At 63.7% G+C, this 24,437-nt stretch carries 23 protein-coding genes and 1 tRNA gene; 17 read left to right on the forward strand and 7 right to left on the reverse strand.

The genetic code is table 11. The features are described 5' to 3' along the window. Positions 1–108: 108 nt before the first annotated feature. Both rpmA and rplU read right to left on the reverse strand, forming a co-directional pair. Entirely contained in the window at positions 109–366 is a 258-nt protein-coding gene (gene rpmA, locus ACUN9V_RS17355; protein WP_075561348.1) for a 50S ribosomal protein L27, read from the reverse strand. 32 nt (positions 367–398) lie between these two features. Then, positions 399–710: a 50S ribosomal protein L21 gene (gene rplU, locus ACUN9V_RS17360; protein WP_075561347.1), complete on the reverse strand. Its 312-nt coding sequence runs from the start codon at positions 708–710 to the stop codon at positions 399–401. A 364-nt stretch (positions 711–1,074) separates the two neighbouring features. On the opposite strand from rplU, the gene ispB reads away from it, so the two are divergent. The 6 genes from ispB (at position 1,075) to ACUN9V_RS17390 (ending at position 5,606) form a co-directional block, all read left to right on the forward strand. Continuing rightward, entirely contained in the window at positions 1,075–2,067 is a 993-nt protein-coding gene (gene ispB / locus ACUN9V_RS17365) for an octaprenyl diphosphate synthase (protein ID WP_445512311.1), read from the forward strand. 92 nt (positions 2,068–2,159) lie between these two features. Continuing rightward, positions 2,160–2,236, forward strand: a tRNA-Pro gene (locus ACUN9V_RS17370). Positions 2,237–2,559: 323 nt separating this feature from the next. Then, positions 2,560–2,922, forward strand: a complete 363-nt coding sequence (locus ACUN9V_RS17375) for a hypothetical protein (RefSeq protein WP_075561346.1) — start codon at positions 2,560–2,562, stop codon at positions 2,920–2,922. Between the two features lie 170 nt (positions 2,923–3,092). Then, positions 3,093–3,944 carry a cytochrome b/b6 domain-containing protein gene (locus ACUN9V_RS17380; protein WP_075561345.1) on the forward strand — a complete coding sequence of 284 codons (852 nt, stop codon included), beginning with the start codon at positions 3,093–3,095 and terminating at the stop codon, positions 3,942–3,944. Then, positions 3,931–4,701: a molybdopterin-binding protein gene (locus ACUN9V_RS17385; protein ID WP_445512312.1), complete on the forward strand. Its 771-nt coding sequence runs from the start codon at positions 3,931–3,933 to the stop codon at positions 4,699–4,701. Before ACUN9V_RS17380 ends, ACUN9V_RS17385 begins: the two co-directional genes overlap by 14 nt. A 128-nt stretch (positions 4,702–4,829) precedes the next feature. After that, the gene (locus ACUN9V_RS17390) at positions 4,830–5,606 is read left to right on the forward strand and encodes a hypothetical protein (protein ID WP_445512313.1); all 777 of its coding nucleotides are present in this window, start codon (positions 4,830–4,832) and stop codon (positions 5,604–5,606) included. A gap of 60 nt (positions 5,607–5,666) precedes the next feature. Here ACUN9V_RS17390 and ACUN9V_RS17395 read toward each other — a convergent pair whose 3' ends face one another. After that, on the reverse strand, positions 5,667–5,894 hold the full coding sequence (locus tag ACUN9V_RS17395; RefSeq protein WP_075561342.1) for a hypothetical protein: 228 nt from the start codon (positions 5,892–5,894) through the stop codon (positions 5,667–5,669). A 214-nt stretch (positions 5,895–6,108) separates the two neighbouring features. On the opposite strand from ACUN9V_RS17395, the gene rapA reads away from it, so the two are divergent. Then, positions 6,109–9,063: an RNA polymerase-associated protein RapA gene (rapA, locus tag ACUN9V_RS17400; RefSeq protein ID WP_445512314.1), complete on the forward strand. Its 2,955-nt coding sequence runs from the start codon at positions 6,109–6,111 to the stop codon at positions 9,061–9,063. A 14-nt stretch (positions 9,064–9,077) separates the two neighbouring features. Here rapA and ACUN9V_RS17405 read toward each other — a convergent pair whose 3' ends face one another. Then, entirely contained in the window at positions 9,078–9,983 is a 906-nt protein-coding gene (locus ACUN9V_RS17405; protein ID WP_445512315.1) for a TIGR01777 family oxidoreductase, read from the reverse strand. 450 nt (positions 9,984–10,433) lie between these two features. Between ACUN9V_RS17405 and ACUN9V_RS17410 the strand changes: the two genes are divergently transcribed. From ACUN9V_RS17410 to ACUN9V_RS17440, 7 genes are all read left to right on the forward strand, one after another. Further along, positions 10,434–11,372: a MerR family transcriptional regulator gene (locus tag ACUN9V_RS17410; RefSeq protein WP_445512316.1), complete on the forward strand. Its 939-nt coding sequence runs from the start codon at positions 10,434–10,436 to the stop codon at positions 11,370–11,372. A 153-nt stretch (positions 11,373–11,525) separates the two neighbouring features. Continuing rightward, a complete protein-coding gene (phrB, locus tag ACUN9V_RS17415; protein WP_445512317.1) occupies positions 11,526–12,998 on the forward strand; it encodes a deoxyribodipyrimidine photo-lyase in 1,473 nt (490 codons plus the stop codon). Between the two features lie 66 nt (positions 12,999–13,064). Further along, positions 13,065–13,502, forward strand: a complete 438-nt coding sequence (locus ACUN9V_RS17420; protein WP_445512318.1) for a nuclear transport factor 2 family protein — start codon at positions 13,065–13,067, stop codon at positions 13,500–13,502. A 70-nt stretch (positions 13,503–13,572) separates the two neighbouring features. Beyond that, positions 13,573–14,364 (forward strand): SDR family NAD(P)-dependent oxidoreductase, encoded by a 792-nt coding sequence (locus tag ACUN9V_RS17425; RefSeq protein ID WP_445512319.1) that lies wholly within the window; start codon positions 13,573–13,575, stop codon positions 14,362–14,364. Then, positions 14,361–15,686: an NAD(P)/FAD-dependent oxidoreductase gene (locus ACUN9V_RS17430; protein ID WP_445512320.1), complete on the forward strand. Its 1,326-nt coding sequence runs from the start codon at positions 14,361–14,363 to the stop codon at positions 15,684–15,686. The genes ACUN9V_RS17425 and ACUN9V_RS17430 overlap by 4 nt, the downstream gene beginning before the upstream one ends. Beyond that, positions 15,683–16,465: a DUF1365 domain-containing protein gene (locus ACUN9V_RS17435; protein WP_445512321.1), complete on the forward strand. Its 783-nt coding sequence runs from the start codon at positions 15,683–15,685 to the stop codon at positions 16,463–16,465. Before ACUN9V_RS17430 ends, ACUN9V_RS17435 begins: the two co-directional genes overlap by 4 nt. After that, the gene (locus tag ACUN9V_RS17440; protein WP_445512322.1) at positions 16,462–17,739 is read left to right on the forward strand and encodes a class I SAM-dependent methyltransferase; all 1,278 of its coding nucleotides are present in this window, start codon (positions 16,462–16,464) and stop codon (positions 17,737–17,739) included. Before ACUN9V_RS17435 ends, ACUN9V_RS17440 begins: the two co-directional genes overlap by 4 nt. A 43-nt stretch (positions 17,740–17,782) precedes the next feature. Here ACUN9V_RS17440 and ACUN9V_RS17445 read toward each other — a convergent pair whose 3' ends face one another. Further along, positions 17,783–19,624 (reverse strand): putative bifunctional diguanylate cyclase/phosphodiesterase, encoded by a 1,842-nt coding sequence (locus tag ACUN9V_RS17445; protein ID WP_445512323.1) that lies wholly within the window; start codon positions 19,622–19,624, stop codon positions 17,783–17,785. A gap of 234 nt (positions 19,625–19,858) precedes the next feature. Here ACUN9V_RS17445 and fabA point away from each other — a divergent pair, with 234 nt between their 5' ends. Both fabA and fabB read left to right on the forward strand, forming a co-directional pair. Beyond that, positions 19,859–20,374 (forward strand): 3-hydroxyacyl-[acyl-carrier-protein] dehydratase FabA, encoded by a 516-nt coding sequence (fabA, locus tag ACUN9V_RS17450; RefSeq protein WP_075563650.1) that lies wholly within the window; start codon positions 19,859–19,861, stop codon positions 20,372–20,374. 13 nt (positions 20,375–20,387) lie between these two features. Beyond that, positions 20,388–21,605, forward strand: coding sequence for a beta-ketoacyl-ACP synthase I (fabB, locus tag ACUN9V_RS17455; RefSeq protein ID WP_445512324.1), 1,218 nt, complete (start codon positions 20,388–20,390; stop codon positions 21,603–21,605). Positions 21,606–21,692: 87 nt separating this feature from the next. On the opposite strand, the gene ACUN9V_RS17460 is transcribed toward fabB, so the two are convergent. After that, on the reverse strand, positions 21,693–22,451 hold the full coding sequence (locus ACUN9V_RS17460; protein ID WP_075563652.1) for a lysophospholipid acyltransferase family protein: 759 nt from the start codon (positions 22,449–22,451) through the stop codon (positions 21,693–21,695). Next, on the reverse strand, positions 22,448–23,350 hold the full coding sequence (locus ACUN9V_RS17465; RefSeq protein WP_445512325.1) for a sugar nucleotide-binding protein: 903 nt from the start codon (positions 23,348–23,350) through the stop codon (positions 22,448–22,450). Before ACUN9V_RS17465 ends, ACUN9V_RS17460 begins: the two co-directional genes overlap by 4 nt. A 202-nt stretch (positions 23,351–23,552) precedes the next feature. On the opposite strand from ACUN9V_RS17465, the gene ACUN9V_RS17470 reads away from it, so the two are divergent. Next, positions 23,553–24,434, forward strand: coding sequence for an SMP-30/gluconolactonase/LRE family protein (locus tag ACUN9V_RS17470; protein WP_445512326.1), 882 nt, complete (start codon positions 23,553–23,555; stop codon positions 24,432–24,434). Positions 24,435–24,437: the final 3 nt, after the last annotated feature.

Raw genomic sequence — 24,437 nt, forward strand, 5'->3', positions numbered from 1 at the left:
CGCGTGGATGCTGCAAAGCACTACTGCAAAAGCACTGCTGCAAAAGTACTGGTGCAAAAACGAAAAAACCCCGCCTGAGCGGGGCTTTCATACAAGGTTCGTGACGTCTCAGGCGGAGACTACGCTCACGAACTTGCGGTTCTTCGGGCCTTTCTGCTCGAACTTGATGACGCCATCATTCAGTGCAAACAGGGTATGGTCCTTGCCGATACCGACGCCGGTTCCTGCATGGAACCGAGTGCCACGCTGGCGAACGATGATGTTGCCGGCGATCGCTTTCTGTCCACCGTATAGCTTGACACCAAGGCGTTTGGATTCGGAATCGCGACCGTTACGAGTACTACCGGCAGCCTTCTTATGAGCCATGGAGAAACCCTCTCTCTGGGGGAATGTTCCGCTTAAGCGGAGATTCCGGTGATCTTGACTTCAGTGAACCACTGACGGTGGCCCTGACGCTTCATGTGATGCTTCCGGCGACGGAACTTGATGATCTGCACCTTGTCACCACGACCGTGGGAGACGATTTCCGCAGCCACCTTGGCGCCACTCAGCAGCGGCGCACCGACTGAGATGTCGTCGCCGTCGGCAACCAGCAGCACCTGGTCGAACTCCAGGGTGTCGCCGGTCGGCACTTCGAGCTTCTCGAGCTTGAGTGTCTGACCTTCCTGCACGCGGTACTGCTTACCGCCGCTCTTGATAATAGCGTACATAACATTCTCCGGGCTTTTCGAGCCAAGGCTCATCGGTCCAAACTCATCGATACCGAGCGCTCTTTCATCGACCTGCGGCGAGTGGTGCCCCTTCCGGCAACCATCTGACAGGGAGCATGACGAGTTGGGCGGCGGATTATAACGACTACGCTGGCTCCAGGCAAGTCTTTGCCGACCGTCGCCCGCTGCCCCGGGGCGCGGCGGCGTGCATGGCTCGGCACGCCCCGGCTCTCGTCGGTTGACGCACCTGTGGGCGCCACCTAGCATAGCCCTCACATCGCCTCTCTCGGCCACCGGGTCCCGGCCCATGGTCAGCGTCGAGCGGCCCTACTCAAGCCCCATCCGATTCTTTGACAAGCCGACCATGCAATCCAACGCTGCATCCATACATGCATCGGTGGCTGAGGACTTCGCCGCCGTCAATCGTACGATCCTCGATCAACTGGCGTCGCGAATTCCCCTGGTCGAGACCATCGGCCAATACATCATCGAAAGCGGTGGCAAGCGGCTGCGTCCTTTGCTGGTCCTGCTGGCCGCGCGGGCGCTCGGTTATCCCGGAGACAGCAACGACGCCGGCGACAAACACATCGCCCTGGCGACGTTGATCGAGTTCATGCACACCTCCACGCTGCTGCATGACGATGTCGTCGACGAATCCAGCCGCCGCCGCGGCAAGGCCACGGCCAACGACACCTGGGGCAATGCCCCGTCGGTGCTGGTCGGCGACTTCCTCTACTCGCGATCGTTCCAGATGATGGTCGAGGTCGGTTCGATGCGGGTCATGCAGGTGCTCTCCGGCGCCACCTGCGTCATCGCCGAAGGCGAAGTCCAGCAGCTGACCAATATCGGCAACGCCGACATCTCGGAATCGGACTACTTCGACACCATCCAGGGCAAGACCGCGATGCTGTTCGAGGCGGCCTCCCACAGCGGTGCGATTCTCGCCGGCGCCACCGCCGAACAGGAGCAGGCGCTACAGCTTTACGGCCGCTACCTGGGCCTCGCCTTCCAGCTGATCGACGACCTGCTCGACTACCAGGGCGATGCCGAAACCATGGGCAAGAATGTCGGCGACGATCTGGCCGAAGGCAAGCCGACGCTGCCGCTGATCCACGCCATGCGCAACGGCTCCCCGGAGCAGACCGCGCTGATTCGCCAAGCGATCACCGATGGGGGGCTCGAACGGCTGGATGACGTACTGGCTATCGTGCGGGAAACCGGCGCGCTCGAGTACACCCAACGGCGCGCCGAAGAGATGGCCGAGAAGGCTCGGACGCAGCTTCAGGTTCTGGCACCAAGCGCCTACCGCGAGAGCATGGAGACGCTGACGCGAGTGGCCGTGGAGCGCGACGTTTAAAAGGCGTGAGATCGGGCTTGCACCGCGCCCTTTGATGAGTATAATTCACCCCCGTCGAGCTGGCCTCAACGGCTACGCATCGACGATCAGATCGGAATATAGCTCAGCTTGGTAGAGCGCTGCCTTCGGGAGGCAGAGGTCGTAGGTTCGAATCCTGCTATTCCGACCACCGCATTGAAAAACGTCCGTTCAGGCTCTGCCTGGCGGGCGTTTTTTTATGCCCAAACACGGCTCGATGCGCTGGCGCAAGCCTGAGTCCCACTTAAGACTGATGGCAATCACCGGCGTACTTTCTAGAATTGAAAAAGATGCTGCCTGGAATTAAAAGAGATGCTGCCTGAAATCGAAAGAGCTAGTGCTTGGCATCGAGAGAGCTAGTGCGCCGAAGCAGAGCAGTGCCTTTGAAGCCAGCAGCGCCGCTATGGATCCGGCAGCCGCGGGCGAGCGACTGCCGGAACGCCCGCCGCGGGCCCGCCCCTCAGGAGAAAAGCCATGTCGAGATGGTCTCGCTCGCCCACTGCCGCAGTCACCGTCGCGCTCTGCGCCATACTCCTGTTAATCCTCGGCACCGTACGGGCCGGCGCCCAGGATGACGAGGCGCCGCCACCGTGGTCGGCGGAAGCCGTCGAATCGACTCAGGCCCAATGTCACGCCAACATGGCCGCCAGCGGAATCGAAGGCCCTAAGGTCGAACGCTACTGCGAATGCGTCACTACCGCTCTGCAGGCTCGCTTCACCGCCGCAGAGGTGCGCGAAATGAAGCGCGAACATGACCCCGGCGATAGTGAAGCCAGCCGCCCGCCCGCACTGGACAAGACGCTCGACCAGTGCTCGGCGGTACTCGAATCCCAATAAAGACGGCGAAAAGACGGCGAAAAGATCGGCGATCCCCCGCCTCGAGACAACGCCGGCATCCAGTACCGGATTATCGACGTACAAGTCTACGGGCCGCGCCATCGAGGCGGCGCATCAATGCCACAATGACTGGCAGGTTCCACCGCCACTGCCGCCAAGGACACGGGCTCATGACCAACTCCACTGCACGGATCAGGCCGCGCCGCGAACGTCGCCATCGACTTCCCGTGCGTCTCTGGCACTGGGTCAATCTCTGGTGCCTGATCGTGCTGCTGATGAGCGGCTTGCAGATCTTCAACGCACACCCGGCACTCTACTGGGGTAGCGCTTCGAATTTTGACGATCCGTGGCTGGAGATGTACGCCATTCGCGGCGCCGAGGGCGACATAAAGGGCCAGACCGCGCTGGGGCCCTGGGTTTTCGATACCACCGGCATCCTGGGCTACTCCGGCAGCGACGATAACGCCAGCGTGCGCGGGTTCCCCGGCTGGATCACCTTGCCGAGCTATCAGTTTCTGACCATGGGGCGACTCTGGCATTTTTTCTTTGCCTGGCTGTTTGCCGGCGCCGGCGCACTGTTCGCGCTGTATGCGCTGTTCAGCGGTCATCTGAAACGCGATCTGTGGCTACCCGCATCCCAATGGCGCGGCCTGGGTCGCGACATTCTCGATCATCTACGGCTGCGCTTTCACACCGGTCATGGCGGCTACAACGGCTTGCAGAAGCTCAGCTATCTGGGCGTGCTATTCGTAGCATTGCCCGTCATGATTCTGACCGGCCTGTGCATGTCGCCCACCTTCAACGCGGCGGCGCCGTGGCTACTCGATCTGTTCGGCGGTCGCCAGAGTGCGCGCTCGATTCACTTCATCGTCGCCGGTTCGCTGGTGCTGTTCGTGATCGTTCATCTTCTGATGGTGTTGCTGAGCGGGCCGTTACGGCAGGTGCGCGACATGCTGACCGGCGGTAGACGCGACGTGACGCCTGCCGAAAGCCAAGGGAGCACCCAGCATGAAACGCCATGATGCCGCTGGCCGCAGACGCTTCCTGCAACGCGCGGCGCTTGGCGTCGCAACGCTGGGATTGGCCGGTTGCGACCGACTGTCCCGGAACGATCAGGTCGTGAAAACGCTGGATCTGGCCGAACGTCTCAATCTGCGCGCTCAGCGCTTCCTGGCCGGCGAACGAGGTCTGGCGCCGGAATACCCGCCATCGATGATCGACGAGACCTTCCGCCCCAACGGCTCCACCGACCCGCAGGCCTCTCGCTATCGCCAGCTTGCCGCCGATCAGTTTCGTGACTGGCGCCTGGAGATCGACGGACTGGTCGATGGGCCCCTGTCATTGTCGCTCGCCGAGCTGCAGGCGATGCCGGCCAGAACCCAGATCACCCGCCATGACTGCGTCGAAGGCTGGAGTGCCATCGGTCAGTGGCGCGGCCCGGTGCTGGGCGATCTGCTCGAGCGTGCCAGCGTAAGACCCGAGGCGCGTTATGTGGTGTTCCACTGCATGGATCAGCTGGGCGGCGAAGACTATTACTACGAAAGTCTGGATCTGAGCGAAGCGCGGCATCCGCAGACGATCCTCGCCTACTCGCTCAACGATGAACCGCTACCGATCGCCAACGGCGCGCCGCTGCGGCTTCGCGCCGAGCGCCAGTTGGGCTACAAGATGGCGAAATATCTCTCCGCTATCACGCTGGTCACCGATTTCGACGATATCGCCGGCGGCAAAGGCGGTTACTGGGAAGATCGCGGCTACACCTGGTATGCCGGGATATAGCCGGCGGCCGCTACTGGCACCATCACTACGCTTGACAATTCTTCACGATGAACTGAACTCAAATGGTCGGGGCTCTCAGAAAACTTAAGTTAGGTATCAGCCCCTCGCACACATCAGGAGTAACCTTCATGCCAGTCACACATCACGCCATCCGTACGCTTCGTCAGGCGCTGCTCGGCCTCACTATCGGCTGCCTCGCGACCAGCGCCCTGGCAGCTCAGGACATGCCCAAGAACCTGCGCGGCACCATCACCGACGTCAGCGACGACGGCTTCACGGTCGAATCGACCACCGACGGCAGCAGCCATCGAGTGACGATCGGCGACAACACCCGGCTCGCCGCCGTCAGCGAGAGTAGCCTCGACGAGATCGAGAAAGGCACGTTCATCGGCACAGCCAACATGCCCGGCGAAGATGGGCAACCCGCCAAGGCGCTGGAAATGGTGATCTTCCCGGACTCCATGAAGGGAACCGGTGAGGGCGATTATCCGTGGGACATGCCGCGCGGCGCCACCCAGGGTGGCTCAGGGGGCGAAAAACTCGGCGGCAGCGGTAGTGGTTCGACCATGACCAACGGCACCGTCAGCGCCACCGATGCCAGCGACGCCAAGAGCGGCGATACCGGCGGCAAGATGGGCGGCGCCTCCAGCGGTTCGACCATGACCAACGGCACCGTTGACAACGCCGCCGAGGAGGACGGCATGATGACGCTGACCGTCGACTATGGCGATGGCAGCAAGCAGATCCGCGTACCCAGCGACGTGCCCACCGTGAAGGTCAGCAAAGGGTCGAAGGACGATCTCGAGAAAGGCGCCGCGGTATTCGTTGCCGGCGACATCGATCAGGATCCGATTCAGGCCAAGGCAGTGATCGTGGGTCGTGACGGCACCATTCCGCCGATGTAAAGGTCGATCGCTCTCGCACTATCGCCGGCCGGCTCCGTCACGACTGCCGACCGGCGTGCCTCAAACGTCGTCATGCGCCTCGCGCTGGCGGCGTTTTCTGTTGCGCCGATAGCGTCGCATCAGTGCCAGGCAGGCGGCCGTGGCCAGCATGGCAGCGAGCGTCACGCCCTGCCATGGCCTGGCATCGTCGCCCATTACTGTCTCCAGCGTAATGATCAGGATGAACCCCACCGCCTGACTGCCGATCGCGATTCGACGCAGACCGTCTCTCGGCGCTGCCCCCGCCATAATCTCTCCTCGTGACGTGTTTCGACTACCGCGTCCCCATCCGCGACGCCTGCAACGAGTCTACCCCAGAGGTTCGTCCAGCGGCTCGCCGGCGCAGTGTAACGCCGATCCCACAGCACGCTGAACCGTTCAACGCTTAAGGCGGCACGCGGTTTACGCTAGAATGCCTCGCCCATTCGATCCGTTCCCGCAGCGTACACACCACCGAGGCATCATGAGCGAATTCTCTCCCGGCCAGCGATGGATCAGCGACGGCGAAACCGAGCTCGGGCTTGGCACCATTCTCACCGCCGATACGCGCAGCGTCACCGTGCTGTTCAGCGCCAGCCAGGAAACCCGTACCTACAGCGCCCGCCAGTCCCCGCTGACCCGCGTGGTCTTCGGCCCCGGTGATCGTATCGATACCGCCGACGGCGATCAGTTGACCGTCGAGCGAGTCGAGGAGCGCGACGGCTGCGTGATCTATCATGGCCATACCGATGCGGGCGAGCCGGTCTCGCTCAACGAGGCCAAGCTCTCCGACAGCATGCGCTTTCATCAGGCTCAGGATCGCCTGCTGACCGGCCAGGTCGATCGCAACGACTGGTTCGAACTGCGCTATCGCTCGCTGCACCACCATCAGCGCATTGCACGCAGCCCCGCGCTGGGACTGGCGGGGCCGCGCATCGACCTGATCCCTCACCAGCTCTACATTGCCGATGAAGTCTCCCGACGCCATGCCCCGCGCGTGCTACTGGCCGACGAAGTCGGCCTGGGCAAGACCATCGAAGCCGGGCTGATACTGCATCGCCTGCTGCTCACCGGACGTGCCAGCCGAGCGCTGATTCTGGTCCCCGCCAGCCTGACACACCAATGGCTGATCGAGCTGCTGCGCCGCTTCTCGCTGTCGGTCACGCTGCTGGACGAGGCCCAGAGCGAATCTTTCGACGAGGAGAACCCTTTCGAGACGGGCCAGTGCATCCTGGCCAGCCAGCAGTGGCTGTTCGCCAATCCGCAGCGCCAGCGTCAGGCGGAAAGCTGCCAGTGGGACCTGCTGATCGTCGACGAGGCGCATCATCTCGACTGGACGCCGCAGGCGGAAGGCCCCGGCTACGCCTGCATCGAGCGGCTGTCGCGACGAATCGCGGGGCTGCTGCTGTTGACGGCGACCCCAGAACAGATGGGTCTGGAGAGCCACTTCGCCCGGCTGCGCCTGCTCGACCCCGACCGCTATCACGATCTCGAACGCTTCCGCGAGGAAGAGAATGGCTATACCGCGGTCGCCGAAGCGGTCGAAGCGCTGGAGCGGCTGCCCGGCGAGGATGCCGATCGCCAGCGTCTCGCCGCGCTTATCGACGACAGCGACAGCCTGGCGCTGCTCGACACGCTGCTGGATCCGGAAAGCGACGCCGCGCAGCGCGATAGCGTACGCCGCCAGCTGCGCGAACAGCTGCTGGATCGACACGGCACCGGCCGGGTCATGTTCCGCAACAGCCGGCGCCATGTCGGCGGCTTTCCCGAACGTCATCTGCATACCAGCACGCTGGCGATGCCGGCGGCCTATCGCGACCAGTTCGCGGAGCTCCGCGAAGGAAACGACCACTTCGCCGCTCGACTGACCGCCGCCGAACTGAGCACCCACGACGCCCGACTCTATCCCGAGGCGGCCTACCGTGCCCTGCACGATGCCGCTATCCAGCATGACACGCCGTGGTGGCGATTCGACCCGCGCGTCGACTGGCTGATCGGCCAGCTCGAGACTCTCGGCAGCCAGCAGAAAACGCTGGTGATCGCCCACTGGCGTCAGACCGCCGTGGATCTGGCCGAGGCGCTACGCGTGCGTGCCGGCCTCCAGGCTCCGGTCTTCCATGAAGAGATGAGTCTGGTCGAACGGGATCGCGCCGCCGCCGCATTCGCCGACGACGACGGCGGTTGCCAGGTACTGATCTGCTCCGAGATCGGCTCCGAGGGGCGCAACTTCCAGTTCTGCCACCATCTGGTGATGTTCGATCTGCCGTGGCACCCCGATCTGCTCGAACAGCGTATCGGACGCCTCGACCGGATCGGTCAGCTGCATCCGATCGATATTCACGTGCCGGTGATCGAGAAGAGTCCCGGCGCGACGCTGCTGCGCTGGTATCACGAAGGTCTTGCGGCATTCGAAGCGCCGCACGCGGCAGGGGGTGACGTGCTGGCGGCCTTCGGCGACGCGCTGCGGGAAAGCCTGGACGACGATGGTGCCACGGCAAACGGCAGCCTCGACACGCTCATCAGTGAGACTCGCACCTTCAACGATGCCCGCCTGGCCGAACGCGAAGCGGGCCGAAATCGCCTGCTGGAGTGGAATGCCTGCCGTCCCGAGCGGGCCGACGCGGTGATCAGCGCAATCGTGGAGCAGGACAACGACAGCGCCCTGCCCCGCTACGTCGATCAGGCGCTGGATGTGTTCGGGGTCGATAGCCGCGAGCTGGGCAACGGCCAGATCCACCTGTCGCCCGGCGCGCACATGATCGACAGCCTGCCGGGGCTGGCCCAGGGTGACGAAGGTTACACCGTGACCTACTCGCGCACCCGAGCCCTGGCCCGGGACGATATCCAGCGCCTGTCGTGGGAGCATCCGCTGATCACCACAGTGATGGAACGGGTGCTCGACTCGAGCCTGGGCAACACGGCACTCGCCCTGCTCAAGCACCCGAGCATCCCCGGCGGGCGCCTGATGCTGGAGCTGATTTTCCGGACCCACTGCCCGGCGCCGAAACGCCTGCAGCTGGGCCGCTTCCTGCCGGATACCGGGGTGCGGGTGCTGCTCGACGAGAGCGGGGCCAATCTGTCCGACAAGGTCACCTTCAGCGGCCTGTCACGCAACCTTCAGCGGGTCAAAAAAGGCGTTTCGCGGGAGCTGCTCAAGTCCCGCCACGATCAGCTGCGGGAGCTGCTCAAACAGGGCGAGCAGGAAGCCCAGCGCGAGCTGCCGACGCTGATCGAGCGCGCCCAGCAGCAGATGCGCGAGACGCTCGATCTCGAACATTCCCGGCTCAAGGCGCTGGCCCGCCACAATGGCGCGATTCGCGATGACGAGCTGCAGGCGCTGAGCGACGAGCGCCATGCTCTGGACATCGCCATCGAAGGCGCCGCACTACGACTCGATGCGGTACGGGTAATCGTGACCGTCGACAAGGACGCCCGCTAGAGAGACGGCGGGCGTCAGCGCGAGACGATCGCCGCCAGCGCCGCGTCCAACGTGGGATAGCGAAAGGTAAAGCCGGCTTGCTGTAACCGCTCGGGGCGCATGCAGGCCCCGGTCAACAGCAGGCGGGACATCTCCCCCAGACCGAGCTTCAGCAGCGGTGCGGGCACACGAAACGGCGTCGGACGATGCAGATGGCGCCCCATCGCCTGCGTGAATTCGGCGTTGGTCACGGGCTGCGGCGCTGACCCATTGAACGCGCCGCTCAGGCCCTCTTCTTCGAGCAGGAATTCGATCGCGCCGACCAGATCCTCGCGGTGAATCCAGGGCATGTACTGATGTCCATCTCCCAGGCGGCCGCCCACCCCCAGCTTGAACGCCGGCATCATCTTGGCCAAGGTGCCACCACCCGCGTCCAGCACCAGTCCGGTTCGCAGGCAGGCGACGCGCACGCCGAACGCCTCGGCCTTGAGCGCTTCCCGCTCCCAGGCCTGACACAGCCGGTGGGCGAACTCGTCGTGGGGCGGCGTCTGCTCGGTGACATCGTGATCCCCCTGATCGCCGTAATAGCCCATGGCCGAACCGGAGACCAGTACGCGTGGCGCCTGATCGCGCTGCGCCAGCTGTTCGCACAACGCGACCACGTCTCGGGTTGCATGACGGCGTGACTCGACCAGCCGGGTCTTCTGGGGATCGCTCCAGCGCCGGTCGGCGATCGGTTCGCCAGCCAGATTGACGATGGCCTCCGGCAACGCGTCGGCGAAGCCCGTGGCGTCGTCACCGATGCGGACGTTGTGAGGCAGCTTCTGGGCTGCCCGCTCCGGATCCCGGGAGACCACCATCACCTCGTGGCCCGCGACCAACGCGCGCTCGACCAGCCGCCGCCCCACGAATCCCGTACCGCCCGTGATCAATAGACGCATGGTTGATGCCCTCGCTTATTCCCATGTTGTACAATTTTATAGCAGCAACGATTCATCACCGCATCGTCGTTCGTCGACGCTTACGGGTATTGCCGAATCTCGTGCGCAGCATGAACGAACGTGACCGGTGAAGGGTATAAAAATTGTACAGATTGCTTGAACCGTACAATATATTGCCTCATTCTGAGCCCATCGAGACAGTCGTCATCGTCTCGTCACGACTCGTCGAAGTCATTGCCACTGAATCTAGCGTTCTCGAGTCGATCGCCCTTGAATAGGGCGTCACGGTGCGCAATCGAGGCCGACAAGACTTCGAGACAAGCTTGAGGTGGCAATCGATAGCCGCCAGCAAGCGCTGACAATTTCGCAATCCGTGGCAATGACTCGCAATGACATGAACCATCCCATTCGACGAGACGGCGCACGCAGAGACCTCGCAGGAGGACTTGCATGACTAACACGGCTATGGATTCCAGTGCCGCGCCGCTCTACCCGATTCGTGAAGTATCGCGACTCACTGGCGTCAATTCCGTCACACTTCGTGCCTGGGAGCGCCGCTACGGCCTCATCCGGCCCCAGCGCACGCCCAAGGGTCACCGCCTCTATGGCCGTGACGACATCGAACGTGTCGAGCGCATTCTGCAATGGCTCAATCGCGGCGTACCGGTCAGTCAGGTCCGCGAACTGATTGAACAGCCGGAAGCGGTCGAGACGCCCGCCCCGCAGATGGGGGACTGGGCCAGTCAACGCCAGCATCTGATCCAGGCGGTCGAGTCGCTCGACACCGGCCGCTTGGAAGTCCTGTTCAATCAGAGTCTGTCGCTCTACCCGGTCAGCCTGTGCATTGCGGAACTGTGGCAACCCGTTGTCTCGCAGCTCGAGGAGCGTTGGGGCGATCAGTTCGGCGCCACGCTGCAACGGCGAGTGCTGGAGTCATTTCTGCGCACCCGGATCGGCACGCGGGTCTATCACACCAATCAAGTCAGCAACGCCGGCGAGATCCTGGTTGCCCGGCTCCCCGACGACAGCAGCGGCTTCTGGGCCATGCTGATGGGTCTGGCGGCTTCGGCGGCGGGCTATCGGGTTCAATTGATCGATGGCGACATGCCGTTGAGCGAGTTGCCACTGGCTACCGAACGCCTGGGAATCAAGGCGCTGCTGCTTGCCAGTAGCCATGCCGAGCGCAGCGACGTGATCCGTCGACAGCTTCCGCGACTGGCGGAGCAGAGCGAAGTCCCGGTCTGTCTGGTGGGGCCCGTGGCTCGTATACGTGCCACCGATTTCGAGAACACTCCGGTCGCGATCCTGGGGGAAGACATGGGCCAGGCCCTGAGCCGAATGCGTTCGGTGATCGACGCGGCGGCCAATCCCGTCAACGCCATGAGGTGATGGCGCCAACCCTGAGGCGTTGCAGCAAGGGTTTTCCCGGCGCGAGTCGCGAATGCGGATCGAGGCTGAGGGTCGCGCGAGAAGCACCGGAACGGATACACCGACTTCGACGCAGGGACGCGTCGTTCACACATCGGCAACAGGGACGTTTCCATGGCAGCCACGCAACCGGCGTCATCCACCCAGCTCGTGTGGTTCCGCAACGACATCAGGACGCTCGATCACTCCGCCCTGAGCGCGGCGGCCACCAAAGGACCGGTGATCGGCATCTTCCTCGCCTGCCGGGATCAGTGGCGTAGTCACGGTCATGGCGCCAACAAGATCGCGTTTCTGCATCGTGGCGTCGTGGCGCTGCAACGGGAGTTGGCCGAGCTCGGCATTCCGCTGCTCTACCGTGACATCGGCAGCTTCGATGCCGTCCCCAAGGCGCTGCTGACAGCGGCCCGCGACGTTGGCGCGCAGGCGCTGCACTTCAACCGCGAATATCCGCTGGACGAACGTTCTCGCGACGAGAAGGTCGCGGCCGAGTTCACCCGAGCGGACCTCGCGGTGTTCGAATACACCGACCACATCGCGTTCGAGCCTAGTGAACTGCTCACCGGGCAGGACGACTACTACAAAGTTTTTACCCCCTTTGCCAAGGCCTGGCACCAGCGAATCGGCGGCGAACAGCTGGCGCTGCGTGAGACGCCTTCCCGTCAGGCCAGGCCGGATGTCTCCGGCGACGACATTCCCGATCTTCCTAGTCAGGATCGCTCCGAGATCGTCCCGACCGACTCCTCTCGAAACACCGAAAATTCATCAGACGATGAGGCGCGCTGGCCGGTCGGCCAAGAGGCCGCCGCCGATCGGCTGGCGCGATTCCTGCAGCAGCGGGCGCGTCGTTACGATAACGACCGCGACTTTCCAGCCCTTGCCGGCACCAGCGAACTGTCGGCCTATCTCTCGGTCGGCATGATCTCGTATCGCCAGTGCCTGCAGGCGGTCATGGCGAACAACGGCGGCCATCTCGGCGATGGCGACGCCGGGCTGACGAGCTGGACCAACGAGCTGGTATGGCGGGAGTTCTATCAGCATATCGCCGTGGGTTTTCCCCGCGTCTGTCGTTACCGGCCGTTCAAACCCGAGACCGACAAGCTGAGCTGGCGATACAGCGACAAGGAGTTCGAAGCCTGGTGCGAAGGCCGCACCGGCTTTCCGCTGGTCGACGCCGCCATGCACCAGCTGGTCGCCACCGGCTGGATGCACAATCGGCTGCGCATGGTAACCGCCATGTTTCTGAGCAAGCATCTGCTGCTCGACTGGCGTCGCGGCGAGGCCTTCTTCATGCGGCATCTGGTCGACGGCGACTTCGCCTCGAACAACGGCGGCTGGCAGTGGGCCGCGTCGACCGGCACCGACGCAGCGCCCTATTTTCGGATCTTCAACCCGACCACCCAGTCCCGTCGCTTCGATCCGGACGCCGAGTTCATCACCCACTGGCTGCCGGAACTGGCCGCGCTGCCGGTCAAGGCTCGCCATCAGCCCAGCCCGGATCAGCGCCGACAGACGGGCTATCCCCAGGCGATCGTCGATCACCGGCTTGCCAGGGAGCGCGCCCTGGAAGCGTTCAAGAACCTGGGCTGATCTGCCTGCGGCTCCTGCCCGCGGCACTGCCTTCAATCCTTGCCCATGATCCGGGAGGCTACCGCGATGACAGCCGAAATTCCCAGCATCGATTCGGTCACGCATTTCTGTGCCCGGTTTCAGCCGTTGACGACGAGTGAACTGCCGGCACTGGCCGAGTGCTACAGCGACGACGTGGACTTCACCGACCCTCTCCACCATCACGTCGGCCGCGACCGCGTCATGACTTACTACGCCGAACTGCTGGATGGCGTACAGCACTGCCATTTCGATTTCCATGACCGTCAGACGGTCGGCAATACGAGCTTTCTGACCTGGACCATGCATCTGACGCATCCAAGGTTGGGTGGCGGCCGTACCGTCAACGTGGCTGGTTGTTCCCGGCTGCAATGGCGAGGCCAGCGTGTCTGCCGTCACCGTGACTACTTCGATGTCGGCGCCATGCTGTATGAACAGCTGCCGCTGTTGGGCTGGATGATCCGAAGCGTCAAGAAGCGCCTGTAGTCGTCCTTTTCAACGATCGAGCCCGGCCGCCGGCAGCACCGTCGCGTTTTCCAAGGAAAGAGGATGAATCATGGCGAGTCTATCGGGATCCCGACGTATCTGGCTGACGGGAGCGACATCGGGTATCGGCGAAGCGCTGGCCACACGTCTGCTGGCCGATGGCCACCACGTCGCCCTGACTGCGCGCCGTGAACCGGCCTTGCAGGCGTTGGCGACCGGTCATGACAATGCGCTGGTCGTGCCTGCCGACCTTACCGACCGCGACGCCACCCGGCGCGCCGGCAACGCCATCGACGACGCTTTCGGCGGCCTGGATATCGCGCTGCTCAACGCCGGCACCTGCGAGTACCTGGATATCGATCACTTCGATGTCGATCTGGTCGAGCGGGTATTCTCGACCAACTTCCGGGGAACGCTCCACGCCATCGAGGCGGCGCTGCCGTTGCTGCGCCAGTCCAGGGATCGCCAGCATCGTCCGCTGCTGGCGGGCGTCTCGAGCGCAGTCGCTTACCTGCCGTTGCCGCGAGCGGAGGCGTACGGGGCCTCCAAGGCCGCCATCTCGCATTTTCTGGAATCGCTGCGGCTCGATCTCGCCGCCGAGTCGATCGATGTCAGCGTGATTCATCCGGGCTTCGTCAAGACCCCGCTGACGGCGCGCAACGATTTCTCGATGCCGATGCAGATCGATGCCGATCAGGCTGCCAACTACATCATCGACGGTCTCGAGCGGCGCCGGCTCGATATACACTTCCCGAAACGCTTCACCTTCCTGGTCAAGGCGCTGGGCATTCTGCCACCAGCCCTGCGCCAGCGCTTCGGGCTGCGCATTGCCAGCCGGGACCGCGCCGGAGCTTCGTCATGAGGCCGCCGGCTCAGCGGATCGCGGTGATCGGCGGCGGAATCGCCGGGATGACCGCAGCGCACTCTCTTTCTCGTCGGCACACGGTGTCGCTGTTCGAGGCTGACTCACGCCTTGGCGGTCATACCGCAACCATCGATGTCGATACCGGAACCGAGCAACAGGCGATCGACACCGGCTTCATCGTCTACAACGATCGAACCTATCCTCATTTCGAAGCGTTGATGGCGTCGCTGGGTGTGTCGGGCCAGGCGACCGAGATGAGCTTTTCGGTCCACGAGACCGGCCGCGACTTCGAGTACAACGGCCATACGCTGGCCAGCCTGTTCGCCCAGCGCCGCAATCTGTGGCGTCCGCGCTTCTATCGCCTGCTCAACGACATCGTGCGCTTCAACCGGCGAGCCACTCGCGATCATCGATCCGACGCTCTGCCTGCATCGCTGTCGTTGGGCGATTACCTGGCCGGCGGGGGCTACGGCGAGGATTTTCATCGTCGCTATCTGCTACCCATGGGCGGGGCGATCTGGTCCGCCAGCGAAGTCGCCATGCGCGATTTCCCGGCGCGCTTCTTCGTCCGCTTCTTTCATCATCACGGCCTGCTGTCACTGACCGATCGCCCGCAATGGCGGACCATCGAGGGCGGCTCCCGGCGCTATATCGCCCCCCTCGTCGCGCCCTACCGTGAGCGCGTTCATCTCGACACGCCGGTCGTCGGCCTTCGCCGCAATGGCGCAGGCGTGACGCTCGCGACGACTGCCGGGGAACGGCGTTTCGATCAGGTCGTGTTCGCCTGCCACAGCGATCAGGCCCTGCGCATCCTCGGAACGCAGGCCAGCGAGGCCGAGCGAAGCGTACTGGGTGCGATCGGCTATCGCCGCAATAGCGTGGTACTGCATACCGACACTCGCATGCTGCCGAGAAGACGGCGCGCCTGGGCCAGCTGGAACTATCGTCTCGACGGTCGCGACGCCGACGCCTGCGTACCGGTTACCTACAACATGAACATTCTCCAGCAGCTTGAAAGCGACACCACCTTCTGCGTGACGCTCAACGATGACGACAGCATCGACCCCGGCCGCGTGCTGGGACGATTCGAATACGCGCATCCCCAGTTCACCTTTGCCGCGCAGCAGGCGCAGGCTCGCCACGACGAGATATCCGACAGCGCCCGGCGCACCCACTTCTGCGGCGCCTACTGGCGCAATGGCTTTCATGAAGACGGCGTTTGGAGCGCGCTGCGCGTGGCCGGCGCCATCGACGGCAGCCAGCCGCAGGCGGCGGCTAACCCATCGGAGACGGCCGAGCGCCAGGACGAAACGGCATGAGCGATTCCTGCCTCCATAGCCGGCTCGCCGTGGGCCACCTGCGTCATCGCCGCTACCTGCCGCGCTGGCACGCCTTCGACTATCGCGTGTGGATGCTGTGGCTGGATCTCGATGAGCTGCCGGCGCTGCTGGAGCGGACGCCGGGCTTCGGCACCCGCCGCGGCGTCCTGGCCCGCTACCGCCGCGAGGACTATCTGACGCCCCACGAGCTGCCGCTGGCCGACGCCGTTCGTGCGCGCCTGGCGGAGGAGCTGGGCAGCGCGCCGGACGGGCCGGTTCGGATGCTGAGCCAGATCCGGCTGTTCGGGATACTGTTCAACCCGTTGACGCTCTATTACGCCTACGATCGACAGGACAGGCTGCAGGCCGTACTGGCCGAAGTCACCAACACGCCATGGCGCGAGCGTCAGGTCTATGCCTGCCGGGTCGATCCCGAACGGCCCTCCCAACGGGCAGCCTTCGACAAGCGTCTGCATGTGTCGCCGTTCAATCCGATGGAGATGCGCTATCACTGGCGATTCAATACGCCGCGTTTCCACACGCCGGACGGTCGGCTGATGATGCACATGGAGACGTGGCACGAGGACGCCCGTCACTTCGATGCCACGCTGACCCTGACGCTCAAGCCGGCGACTCGCGCCGCGCTGATGGCAGAACTGATCAAGCATCCCGCCATGACGCTCAAGACCATCGTCACCATTCACTGGCAAGCGCTCAGACTCTGGCTCAAGCGCACCCCGATTCACGACCACCCAGAACGGGAGACGCCCTCATCATGACAGCCGCCCGCTCTTCGGCCACTCGAGGGCCCCTGGAATCGCCACGCCTGTCGCGCTGGCTTCGCCCCCGCCTGATCAAGGCACTCGACGCCCTGGAAGGCGGCCGCCTGACACTGCGCGAGGGAAACCAGGTCCTCGAGCTGGGCCAGCCGATGCCCGATGCGCCGCCGATTCATGTCGAACTCACCGTCCATGATGCCGACATGTGGCGCCGCCTGGCCTTCGGCGGCACCGTGGGCGTTGCCGAGGCCTACATGGATGGCGCCTGGGAAGTCGACGATCTGGTCGGGCTGATTCGTCTCTTCGCGCGCAACGTCGAACGGGGCAACGACCGCATGGAAAACGGCACCGCCCGGCTCAGCCGCTGGGGGCTGGCCGCCCTCTACACGCTACAGCGCAACACCGCGCAGCGTTCGAAACGCCACATCGCCGCGCACTATGATCTGGGCAACGAGCTGTTCGCCACGTTTCTGGATCGCCGACACTGGATGTATTCAAGCGCGGTGTTTCCCCACGCCGAGGCCACGCTGGAAGAAGCCTCGACGCACAAGCTCGACATCATTCTCGACAAGCTCGCGCTGGAACCGCATCACCATTTGCTGGAGATCGGCACCGGCTGGGGAGGACTGGCGATTCATGCCGCGAGGACTCGAGGCTGCCGCGTGACCACCACGACCATCTCGGAAGAGCAGTACACCTACACCGCGGCCCGTGTGCGCGAAGCCGGGCTCGAGGATCGCATCACTCTCCTCAGGGACGATTACCGCAATCTCGAAGGTCGTTTCGATCGGCTGGTGTCGATCGAGATGGTCGAGGCGGTTGGCCATCAGTACCTGGGCACCTATCTGGGCTGCGTCGATCGACTACTCACGCCCGATGGCCTGGCACTGCTTCAGTGCATCACCATTCGCGATCAGCGCTTCGAAGCGGCCAAACGCGAGATGGATTTCATCAAACGCTACATCTTCCCCGGCGGCTTTCTGCCTTCCCATACCGCGCTGCTCACCGGGCTGAGTCGACATACCCAGCTCAATCTGCTCGATCTCGACGAAATCGGTCTGCACTATGCGCGCACGCTGCGCGAATGGCGTCTGCGTTTCGAAGCCAGTCTCGATCAGGTGCGAGAGCTTGGCTACGATGAACGCTTCATTCGTATGTGGCGCTACTACCGCTGCTACTGCGAGGGCGCCTTTCTGGAACGCGCGATCGGCACCTGCCATCTGTTGCTGGCCAAGCCCGGCGCTCGCCCCGCGCCACTGATCGGCAGCGTGTGATCGCGGCTCACGCGCGAGATCGCTTCTGGTTGCGATTGCGCGGTCAGGAGTGGGAGTAGACGCTCTCCACCGCCTGTCGCAGCCGTATCTCCACTTCACCGGCCGGCTCCGGCCGGGCATAAAGGTAGCCCTGTACGTGGCGACACCCTCTCGCCAGCAGGAAGTCGCGTTGCTCGATGGTCTCTACGCCTTCGGCGATGACATCCAGATGCAGACCCTGCGCCATCGCCAGTACCGCGGAAGTGATCGCCGCATCGGCGGGGTCGTGCGGCAGGGCACGGATGAATTCCCGATCGAGCTTGAGCTTGTCGATCGGCAGACGCTTGAGATAGGCCATCGACGAGTAACCGGTACCGAAATCGTCGATCGCGATCTGCAGCCCCCTGCTCCGCAGGGATTCCAGTCGCGGAGAGATATCGCCGGCGCGCTCGTCGAGCAGCACCGACTCGGTCAACTCCAGACCCAACAGCCGCGTCGGCACCCGGTACTGATTCAGTGTCGAGATCAGGTGGGATTCCAGATCGCCCTGAATCAGCTGCAGCGCCGAGAGATTGACCCAGATGGGTAGCACGTCGAGCCCCTGGCCTCGCCAGGCTGCCAACTGCGCCACGGCCTGGTCGATGACCCAGCTCCCCAGCGCCGACATCAATCCATGGCGTTCCGCCAACGGGATGAATTCGCTGGGCGGAATCATGCCATGCTCGGGATGATGCCAGCGCAGCAGGGCTTCCATCCCCACCATGCCGCCGTCATCGAGACGATGCTGGGTCTGATAATAGACTTCCAACTGCGAGCCCTGAGCCAGGGCCTGGCGTAGATCGTTGAGAATGATCAGCTGGCGGTCGGTGTCGATATCCAGCGAGGGCCGGAAGCGTCGATCGTGATTCCGACCGTGACGTTTGGCGCTGTAGAGCGCCGATTCCAGTCGCTGAAACAGCACGTTGGGGTCACTGCCATCCTCGGGTGCCCGGCAGCTGCCGATGGTCAGACCCAGTCGTAGCGAGCTTTCATCGATCTCGAAGGGTTCGCTCAGGTGTTCGCGCAGGCTGGCTACCCACTTTTCATGATCGTCGAATGTCGTGGTGCGAATGACCAGAAATTCATCGCCGCCCAGGCGCCCGACGATGCCACCGGCCACCTGCGCGGCCAGACGCTGGCCGAATCGGGACAGCAGGCGATCTCCGCTGTCGACACCCAGGCTGTCATTGATCGACTTGAAAGCATCGATGTCGATCAATGCCAGATCCAGGCCTTCCCCGGCGCGCAGATGGCGCAGCCGCGAGGCCAGCAGATCGTGCAGCCTTCGCCGGTTGGGCAGGCCGGTCAACGGATCCTCGAAACCGATACGGCGCAGATCCTGCTCGCGCGCCTTGTGCCGGCTGATATCGGTGAATATGCCAACGTAATGGGAGACCCGGCCCTTGCCGTCGTGACACGCCTGGATTCGCACCCATTCCGGATACTGGTCGCCGTGCTTGCGCTGGTTCCAGATTTCGCCTTCCCAGTGTCCGGTGGTCCTCAGCGACTGCCAGTAGCGATCATAGAAAGTCTTGTCATGGCGACCGGCGGAGAGCGAGGACGGGTCGAGCCCTCGAATCTCGTCGAGGGTGTAGCCGGTGATCTGTGTGAAGGCGGGATTGATGGTGACGATGCGATTGGCGGCGTTGGTGATCATCACGCCGTCCTGAGAGAGCTCGAGAGCCTGCTCGCTCAGGCGACGACGTTGATGTTCGCGTCGGATCTGGCGCCAGCCATCGGCCACGCCAATGGCCACGAGCGCCAGCGCCGCCATTCGAAGAGGCAGCAACGGCAGTACGCTAGCGGCAGCCAGTGCCGCTACTGCCAACCAGATCAGCGGTCGATTCAGCGTAAAGTAAGGCCACATAGCTCGTCGTTTATCGTCGTTATGGTTAGCCCGGCGGCTATCGCGGAGATCCCTGTCCCGTTCGGGCATCATGCCCCGGCGGCGTTCGCCAGAGCAAGCGTGATACCGATCATTGCGCCCTGCGCTACACGCGACTAGGCTGCAGCCGACGTGCAATCAGTGCCCGCAGCCATTAGACTGGCCGCGCCTCGGAAGCCTCGAGGTAAACTCTTTTTCGATTCTCGGAATGCGCCAGTGACCAGACAGCACTCTTTCAGCCAAGACGATCTGCTGAAATGCAGCCGGGGGGAACTGTTCGGCCCCGGCAACGCCCAGTTGCCCGCTCCCAACATGCTGATGCTCGATCGCATCACGCGGATCAATGAGGATGGTGGCAAATACCACAAGGGCGAGATCATCGCCGAACTGGATATCCACCCCGACCTGTGGTTCTTCCAGTGCCATTTCCCGGGCGATCCGGTCATGCCCGGATGCCTGGGCCTGGATGCCATGTGGCAGTTGGTGGGCTTCCATCTCGGCTGGCTCGGCAATCCCGGCCGCGGACGCGCGCTGGGCTGCGGCGAAGTCAAGTTTTCCGGGCAAATTCTGCCAACCGCCGGCCAGGTTTCGTATCACATCCAGATCAAGCGCGTGATCACTCGTAGCCTCGTGCTGGGCATCGCCGACGGCACGCTATCGGTCGACGGCCAGGATATCTACCAGGCCAATGATCTGCGTGTGGGTCTGTTCACCAATACTGAGAAATTCTGAGCGGGAGGCTTCCATGAAACGAGTGGTAGTCACCGGCCTGGGTATCGTTTCCTGCCTGGGCAACGACGCCCAACAGGTCCTCGATTCCCTGCGCCAGGGGCGCTCCGGTATCCGTTTCAAACCGGAATATGCCGAACTCGGCTTTCGTAGTCAGGTCGCAGGCGTGGTCGACATCGATATCGAAGCGCTGGTCGATCGCAAGCAGCTGCGCTTCATGGGCGATGCGGCAGCCTACGCCTACATCGCCATGCAGCAGGCTATCGACGACGCGGGGCTGGAGGCCAACGACGTCTCCAATCCGCGCACCGGTCTGATCGCCGGCTCCGGCGGCGCTTCCAGCGCCAATCAGGTCGAAGCCGCGGACGTGATGCGCGAGAAAGGCCTGCGTCGCGTCGGCCCTTACCGGGTCACCCGGACCATGGGCAGCACGGTATCGGCCTGCCTGGCAACGCCGTTCAAGATCAAAGGTATCAACTACTCCATCTCTTCCGCCTGCGCCACTTCGGCCCATTGCATCGGCAGCGCCATCGAGCAGATCCAGCTCGGCAAGCAGGATGTGGTGTTCGCCGGCGGCGGCGAGGAAGAGCATTGGACGCTGTCGTGCCTGTTCGACGCGATGGGAGCGCTGACCACCCACTACAACGACACCCCGGAAAAGGCTTCGCGGCCCTATGACGTGGATCGCGACGGTTTCATCATCGCCGGCGGTGGCGGGATGCTGGTGGTCGAAGAGCTCGAACACGCCAGGGCCCGCGGCGCCAAGATCTATGCCGAGATCACCGGCTACGGTGCCACGTCCGACGGCCATGACATGGTCGCGCCCTCCGGCGAAGGCGCGGCACGCTGCATGCGTCAGGCGCTGGCCGGGCTGGAAGGCAAGGTCGACTACGTCAACACCCACGGCACCTCGACGCCGGTGGGCGATGTCGCCGAGCTCAAGGCGATTCGCGAAGTGTTCGGCGACAGCACGCCGGCGATGAGTTCGACCAAGTCGCTGACCGGTCACTCGCTGGGCGCTACCGGCGTGCAGGAGGCGGTCTACTCGCTGTTGATGATGCAGAACCGGTTCATCTGCGCCTCGGCCAATATCGACACGCTCGACGAGCAGGCCAACGGTTTCGATATCGTTCGCCAACGTCGCGATGATGTCGATGTTCGGCGTGTGCTGTCCAACAGCTTCGGTTTTGGCGGTACCAACGCTTGTCTGGTGCTGGATCGCTTCGAGAGCTGAGCCCGAGCGATCATCGTCACCAACTCAAAGGCGCCCCGCGGGGCGCCTTTTTCATGACTATCTCATACCGATCGCGCCCTTCATCGCTCAGGAGGGAAGCTCTGCCGGCGGGGCTTTTTCCGGCAGCGGCGGACGCGGGACTTCGGAGATCTCGTCCAGCGTACGCTCGATCCAGGCCTCCATCTCGGCCATCACCTCCTCAGGCCGGCGCCCCACGGTAGCGATCGGCTCTCCCACGACCACATTGAGCACGCCGGGCTGCTTGACCCAGTGGCGCCCCCAGCGCTCGCCGGCATTGTGGGCGACAGGCAGCACCGGCACACCCGTCCGACACGCGATCACCGCGCCGCTCTTGTTGAAGCGACGGCGCTCTCCCGGCGGCACGCGCGTACCCTCGGGGAAGATCAGTACCGACAGCCCCTCCTCCAGACGCTGTCTGCCGTGGGAAAGGACCTGACGCATCGCGGCCGAAGGCCTCGAACGGTCCAGCGGAATCGGTTTCAGCAGGCGCACGCCCCAGCCGAACAGCGGGATGCTGAGCAGCTCCTTCTTGAGCACGGTACAGATCGGCGTCTTCAGCAACTGCAGGTAGACGGTCTCCCACTCGCTCTGATGGTTGGCCAGTACCACGCACGGCCCCTCGGGCACTCTTTCGCGGCCCTGCACGTGGTAGCGGACGCCGCAGGTCAGCGACAGCCAGCTGACGATAAACCGGTTATGCCAATTGAATAGCTGGAATCGTGAACGCACCGGCAGCGCGAAACCGATCGGCAGCATCAACAGGCCGGAAACCAGGATCGCCAGAAAATAACCGATGTAAAAGATCAAACTGCGAAAGACTTTCATGCGCGGGCCGTTTCTCCCCTGCTAGTGCCTGGACTGCCATTATCGGCCTCTTCCCGATCGGGATAGTGCTGCTGACACCAGGCATCCAGCATCAGGCCCAGCTCTACCCGCCAGGACTTCTGGTGTATCCCGAAGACATCGAGCAGCCGGCGACAATCGAGCACTCGCCGCAACGGCGTATCGTGGTGCTGATTGAGTGCCTGCAATTCGCCAAGTGTCATGGACACGCCCACCCCCTCGAGACGCGTCTCGAGCTGGGTCCGGACCACGGAGCAGAAGGTGAAGACGCTGACCGGCTCGGTGCCGCAGAGATGGTAGGTCCCCCAGGCTCCGGCGCCACTGGCGAGCTGTAGCAGCATCCCCGTCAACGCCCGCGCCACGGCCGTGACCGAGGTCGGGCACAGCACCAGATCCTGAGGCGCGCGCACCGTTTCGCCGTGCATCAATGCCGTCACCAAGTCACTCAACCAGGCATCGTCGCCTTCACTGCCGAACAGCGGCCCCAGACGCAGTATCAGGTGCTGCGGGTATCGGCGCACGCCCTCACCGACGGCAACGAGACGCCGCATCGCGGTGTCGCGCGGCCGCGGCACGACTGCCTCGTCGATCGGCCCTTCCGCGCCATCCTCGTAGACCGCGTCCGAGACGCACCAGACCAGCGGAATTCGTAACGTCTGACACGCCTCGAGCAGCGCCTCGACCCGATTGGCGTGCGCATACACCACCGCCGGCTCGCAGCGGCCGGGGTCCGCCAGCGGCGGCACGATCACCACTTCCGGCTTGATTGACGCCAGCACCTCGACATCGACCGCCTCGGGCGCCGACACATAGGCGATATCACTCCGCTGCGCCGCGGTGTCGCGCAGCGCCAGATTCAGGCAGTGCTCCGCTTGCAACACCAGACACTTCACGATGGCACCTCGACACGCCTCATCGCTCTTGGATCCTTGCTCGTTTCAACAATCCTGTTTCCTTCATCGACACCGCCACTATGCTAACGAAGGCGGTGACAACGGCCTCAATGAACATCACAGTATCAATCCTGTGAGAGACGGATACCAACACCGACCGACACTTCACTAGCCCCGGGAGAGAACCCTCATGCACAAGGACGCAACGGTCGTCTGGAAGATCGGCGCCGAACTCGGCGAGGGCCCCATCTGGTCCGACAGCCTTCGCGCGCTGCTGTTCGTCGACATCCGCCAGGCCAGACTGCACGCCTACTATCCCGACGACGACCAACGCCAGAGCTGGGATCTCGACGAGGCCTGCTGCTGGCTGCTGCCGCGCGAGGGTGGCGGCTTCGTCGCCGGCCTGCTTTCCGGCGTGGCCGAACTCGAACTCGACGATCACGGCCTGCGTATCGGCAAACGCCTGACACCGATCGAATGGCTGCCGGCCGGCGACCGCCTCAACGACGCCGGCAGCGATAGCCACGGCCGGCTGTGGTTCGGCTCCATGGACGACGCCGAGGCCGAAGTGCGTGGTCACCTGTTCCGCCTCGATAGCCGCGGCCTGATCGAGATGGACAGCGAATATCACGTCACCAACGGCCCCGCCATCAGTCCCGACGGTGGCACACTTTATCATAACGACAGCGCACGCCAGATCGTGTTCGCTTTCGATCTCGATGACGACGGCGAACTGACGAATCGGCGCGAGCACATTCGACTGGCGCCAGGCGCCGGCTATCCGGACGGCATGACCTGCGATCGCGAAGGGGGACTGTGGATCGCACTATGGGACGGCGGCCGCATCGCGCGCTATCACGCCGATGGCTCGCTCGACCGGGAGATCGAGTTGCCCGTGTCCCGCCCCACGTCCTGCACCTTTGGCGGCGGGACACTCGAACGCCTGTTCGTCACTTCGGCCGCCACCGGCTGCTCCGACGAACCGCTGGCGGGCGCGCTGTTCGAGATCGACGTCGAGATCGGCGGAATCGCCACCACGCCGGTGATCCTGCCCAACGATTCGACGCTCTGAGCC

The sequence above is a fragment of the Salinicola sp. V024 genome (assembly GCF_052645315.1).

Coding starts and splice junctions, on each gene's coding strand:
- rpmA (WP_075561348.1), bottom strand. CDS start 366: ATGGCTCATAAGAAGGCTGCCGGTAGTACTCGTAACGGTCGCGATTCC.
- rplU (WP_075561347.1), bottom strand. CDS start 710: ATGTACGCTATTATCAAGAGCGGCGGTAAGCAGTACCGCGTGCAGGAA.
- ispB (WP_445512311.1), top strand. CDS start 1,075: ATGCAATCCAACGCTGCATCCATACATGCATCGGTGGCTGAGGACTTC.
- ACUN9V_RS17375 (WP_075561346.1), top strand. CDS start 2,560: ATGTCGAGATGGTCTCGCTCGCCCACTGCCGCAGTCACCGTCGCGCTC.
- ACUN9V_RS17380 (WP_075561345.1), top strand. CDS start 3,093: ATGACCAACTCCACTGCACGGATCAGGCCGCGCCGCGAACGTCGCCAT.
- ACUN9V_RS17385 (WP_445512312.1), top strand. CDS start 3,931: ATGAAACGCCATGATGCCGCTGGCCGCAGACGCTTCCTGCAACGCGCG.
- ACUN9V_RS17390 (WP_445512313.1), top strand. CDS start 4,830: ATGCCAGTCACACATCACGCCATCCGTACGCTTCGTCAGGCGCTGCTC.
- ACUN9V_RS17395 (WP_075561342.1), bottom strand. CDS start 5,894: ATGGCGGGGGCAGCGCCGAGAGACGGTCTGCGTCGAATCGCGATCGGC.
- rapA (WP_445512314.1), top strand. CDS start 6,109: ATGAGCGAATTCTCTCCCGGCCAGCGATGGATCAGCGACGGCGAAACC.
- ACUN9V_RS17405 (WP_445512315.1), bottom strand. CDS start 9,983: ATGCGTCTATTGATCACGGGCGGTACGGGATTCGTGGGGCGGCGGCTG.
- ACUN9V_RS17410 (WP_445512316.1), top strand. CDS start 10,434: ATGACTAACACGGCTATGGATTCCAGTGCCGCGCCGCTCTACCCGATT.
- phrB (WP_445512317.1), top strand. CDS start 11,526: ATGGCAGCCACGCAACCGGCGTCATCCACCCAGCTCGTGTGGTTCCGC.
- ACUN9V_RS17420 (WP_445512318.1), top strand. CDS start 13,065: ATGACAGCCGAAATTCCCAGCATCGATTCGGTCACGCATTTCTGTGCC.
- ACUN9V_RS17425 (WP_445512319.1), top strand. CDS start 13,573: ATGGCGAGTCTATCGGGATCCCGACGTATCTGGCTGACGGGAGCGACA.
- ACUN9V_RS17430 (WP_445512320.1), top strand. CDS start 14,361: ATGAGGCCGCCGGCTCAGCGGATCGCGGTGATCGGCGGCGGAATCGCC.
- ACUN9V_RS17435 (WP_445512321.1), top strand. CDS start 15,683: ATGAGCGATTCCTGCCTCCATAGCCGGCTCGCCGTGGGCCACCTGCGT.
- ACUN9V_RS17440 (WP_445512322.1), top strand. CDS start 16,462: ATGACAGCCGCCCGCTCTTCGGCCACTCGAGGGCCCCTGGAATCGCCA.
- ACUN9V_RS17445 (WP_445512323.1), bottom strand. CDS start 19,624: ATGTGGCCTTACTTTACGCTGAATCGACCGCTGATCTGGTTGGCAGTA.
- fabB (WP_445512324.1), top strand. CDS start 20,388: ATGAAACGAGTGGTAGTCACCGGCCTGGGTATCGTTTCCTGCCTGGGC.
- ACUN9V_RS17460 (WP_075563652.1), bottom strand. CDS start 22,451: ATGAAAGTCTTTCGCAGTTTGATCTTTTACATCGGTTATTTTCTGGCG.
- ACUN9V_RS17470 (WP_445512326.1), top strand. CDS start 23,553: ATGCACAAGGACGCAACGGTCGTCTGGAAGATCGGCGCCGAACTCGGC.